The following is a 3,146-nucleotide window of genomic DNA, read 5'->3' on the forward strand; positions in this document are numbered from 1 at the left end:
TCGCTTCCACGGATATGCTCCGCAGGGAAATGGCCGGCAACGGACATACCGGGAAATACGAGTCGCAAGTCTTCACCACACGGGGGCGGGGGCACGGTGCGACCTGGTTGGAATCACCGCTTGTCATACCGTTGGCCAGATGGATCGCCCCTGACCTGTCTTTGGCGGAATGGTTGGGCGAGGCTATCGGCAAACTCTCCGTGAAACGAGGGAAGACAATCGTACGCGAACGCCCCAGGGTGGCGGCACCCGGTCTGCCCTGTATGGATTGTCCCATGCCGCAGGATATGGAATCGGCGACGAGACTGATTCTGGAACTGCGGAAGGTGGTGAGTGAATCCCTGCCGAAAATCGTATTCTACGAGGAGTTTATCGAGAACAGGGACTGGTTCAAGAGCACGCGCATCGCTGACGAACTCGGCATATCGCCGCGACAGTTGCACCAGTTCCTTGCCGAAGAGGGCATCTGCAAGTACGAGAAGCGGCAATGGGTGGTCTTTCCTTCCTGCCGGGCCTGGCAATGCGATGTGCCTTACACGTGGGAGAACAGCCGGGGCAAGGTATATACTTTCGGATCCACCAAACGATGGACACAGGCCGGACGGGAGTGTATCATAGAACTGTGGCGCAAGAGGAACCCTGAATACTGCCCACCGGGTGCATAGCGATGGAAACGGCATTACAGCGGATCATCCGCAAGACAGGAAGACGGCCGGTAGAGTGCCGTTGCCGTCTGTGCAGGCAGCAATGCCGGATACCGTGCCTCGGTACGCCGGAAGACATCCTCCGGTTGCTGAAAGCCGGATACAGGGAGCGTCTTGCACCCACTCGGTGGGCGGTAGGCCTGCTGTTGGGAAAAATCCCGTATATCGTGCCGATGGTACAGGCGAAACAGGAAGCAGGCGGGTGCACGTTCTTTCAGGACGGACTGTGTGAACTGCACGCGGCAGGGCTCAAGCCCACTGAAGGCAGGTTGTCGCACCATACCATCACCATGGAGAACCTGAAGTTCGGAATGTCGCTCTCGTGGAACGTGGCCAAAGAATGGCTGGACGAGCGGAACTTCGACACGATACGGGAGATTGTCCGGATAATGGGAAAATAGATGAGGGACGGTTTCATGAATGAAGTATCAGTATAACCGGTTGATTCCTCCTTTGCCGATTTCATGGAACCGCCTCTTATTAATTCATACCATTTGCAAACAGTTCGTATTAGTCGCGGCTATCCTTTATCAGGAAAACATTTAAACGCGAATGATATGAAACTGAAAAGCAGAATGACCGTCGGGGAGATGTCGGAACACCTGACGGAACATACCGGCAAGTTCGCCAACCGCGTATCCGTGGGGCGTTACGCCAAAAAACTGGGATACGCCGTGTATAAACCGATGATAAACGGCAGGATATGCCAGTTCTATGTCAATCCGTCGATTAAGGATGACGGGGAAGCGGAAACATTACGGACGAACGAACGCGAAAACGGACATGAAAGGGAATGACGACAAAAGGCAACACGTGATACCGTTTATGAAATGCTTCACCGGGCTGGTCGGCGCGTTCACCCCGGAAGAGGTCATCTTCATGCTGTACATGGCAGACCGTACACGCCTGCGTGAAAAAGGTTACGACACCTTGCGCAGCAAGCGGTACTACATGGAGAACATGGAGATGGGTTCGCGGATTTTCGACAAGTGCGTGGAAAAGACAACGCGTATGGGATTGCTTGAACGGGTGCCGGTCAGCGGGATGTACGATTACCTGTGGCACATGGATTCCTACAACCGGCTTGTAGGGATATTGGCGGAACTTGGAAATCCTTTTTCTACCAGGGCATTCTGTCATCGGATGTTCGATGTGGAAAAAAGGACCGTGGCATCCGTCTCTGACGAAGAGGTCAGCCAATGGAAAGAGAGACACCGAAAAGTTTGAGCGTATCTGTCCACGGAACGTAAATGAATAAAAACAGACGGCATCGTTGTGATTTGCCGTCTGTTTTTGTGTTTTTGCGACATAAAATCCGATAAAACCGGAAGGAGGTGGTAGCCGGGTACAATATTATCCGGGCAAACGACAGAATATGCTAAATATACTTATTCAGTTCTTCCACAAGAAGATGCACCGTTGTCGAAGATTCCGCTTGTGCCGGCGGTATTCCCTCCATTCGGCGCAATACGGCTTTTGCGTTCGTGATGGCCTGAGCCTGTTTACCGCCCAGCTCCCTGAAAACACGACCGCCTGTACCGGCTTCCTTGTTGTAGGAGAAGCCCAACAAGCCGGATAGCTTTGTTTCATATTGATTTCTGTGCATCGGGCCTTGTACCAGGTTATAGTGCAGCAAGAACCAATACTCGAAAGCCTGGTTGCTGTATGCCACCCTCATGCCACCGGCTTCCGCCATACCGATAGCCCGGTTGAAATCCCGATCGGGAAAGTCATCCTTGTCAAATACCACCCAGCACTGGTCATACTCGCGTCCTTTCTTCCGCTCTTCTTCTTTCATCCGTAAAGCCTTTTGGACAAGACCTACCGTATTGAGTCCCTGGCCTACCGCTTTAATATTGGCGGAGGTCAGGCGAAACGCATTGAAATAATCCGGTTCCGTATTTACCCCCTCGCAGATGATCAGGAAGGATTGTTTGACCTCACGGACAAAACTGATACGCCTGAGTGTCCGTGCCGCGCGTGGATCACGCTTGTTCGTCCGTGCTGCCATATTCTTCCTCCCTCAGGTCAAATAACCGTTCAAACTGGCCGATGACAGGGATACCGCCATATTTCCCCATCAGGTACTCCTTTTCGAAAGGTGCACTGTTGCGAACCTTGTATTCCGCCAACGAATAGAGTTCCGAGGCTCCAAACGAATCTTTCTGTGTAAACCAGATCTGATCCCTGCGGAACAGGCTTGCATTAAGCAGGTTGGTGTCATGTGTCGTGAAAATCAACTGTGCATTCCTGGGATTTGTCACTCTGGAATTGAACAGCCCGATGATGCGACTGGTCAACAGAGGGTGCATTTTCGAGTCGAACTCGTCGACAACCAGCCTTTTGCCATGATCCAACGCGTCGATTATAGGATAAGCCAGCGAGAAGTATTTGATCGTACCCTCCGACTCGTTTACGCGGAACGGGAAAGTGACCGTCTTC

The 3,146-nt window shown here is 52.4% G+C and carries 6 protein-coding genes; 4 read left to right on the forward strand and 2 right to left on the reverse strand.

Going from position 1 to position 3,146, the window contains the following annotated elements:
- The 4 genes from ABUA47_RS18620 to ABUA47_RS18635 form a co-directional block, all read left to right on the forward strand.
- On the forward strand, positions 1-665 hold a 665-nt coding region (locus ABUA47_RS18620; protein WP_349831878.1), incomplete at its 5' end, for a phage antirepressor KilAC domain-containing protein.
- 2 nt (positions 666-667) lie between these two features.
- Positions 668-1,105 carry a hypothetical protein gene (locus tag ABUA47_RS18625; RefSeq protein WP_004293615.1) on the forward strand — a complete coding sequence of 146 codons (438 nt, stop codon included), beginning with the start codon at positions 668-670 and terminating at the stop codon, positions 1,103-1,105.
- A gap of 156 nt (positions 1,106-1,261) precedes the next feature.
- Positions 1,262-1,501: a hypothetical protein gene (locus ABUA47_RS18630; RefSeq protein WP_004293616.1), complete on the forward strand. Its 240-nt coding sequence runs from the start codon at positions 1,262-1,264 to the stop codon at positions 1,499-1,501.
- Positions 1,488-1,931: a hypothetical protein gene (locus tag ABUA47_RS18635; protein WP_004293617.1), complete on the forward strand. Its 444-nt coding sequence runs from the start codon at positions 1,488-1,490 to the stop codon at positions 1,929-1,931. The genes ABUA47_RS18630 and ABUA47_RS18635 overlap by 14 nt, the downstream gene beginning before the upstream one ends.
- A gap of 151 nt (positions 1,932-2,082) precedes the next feature.
- Here ABUA47_RS18635 and ABUA47_RS18640 read toward each other — a convergent pair whose 3' ends face one another.
- Positions 2,083-2,715: an RloB family protein gene (locus tag ABUA47_RS18640; protein WP_004293618.1), complete on the reverse strand. Its 633-nt coding sequence runs from the start codon at positions 2,713-2,715 to the stop codon at positions 2,083-2,085.
- Positions 2,690-3,146 (reverse strand): AAA family ATPase (locus ABUA47_RS18645; protein ID WP_349831880.1); only part of this gene is annotated, 457 nt, incomplete at its 5' end. The genes ABUA47_RS18640 and ABUA47_RS18645, both read right to left, overlap by 26 nt.

This window comes from Bacteroides sp. RTP31139st1_H2_RTP31139_211217 (assembly GCF_040227615.1).
Taxonomy (GTDB): Bacteria; Bacteroidota; Bacteroidia; order Bacteroidales; family Bacteroidaceae; genus Bacteroides; species Bacteroides uniformis.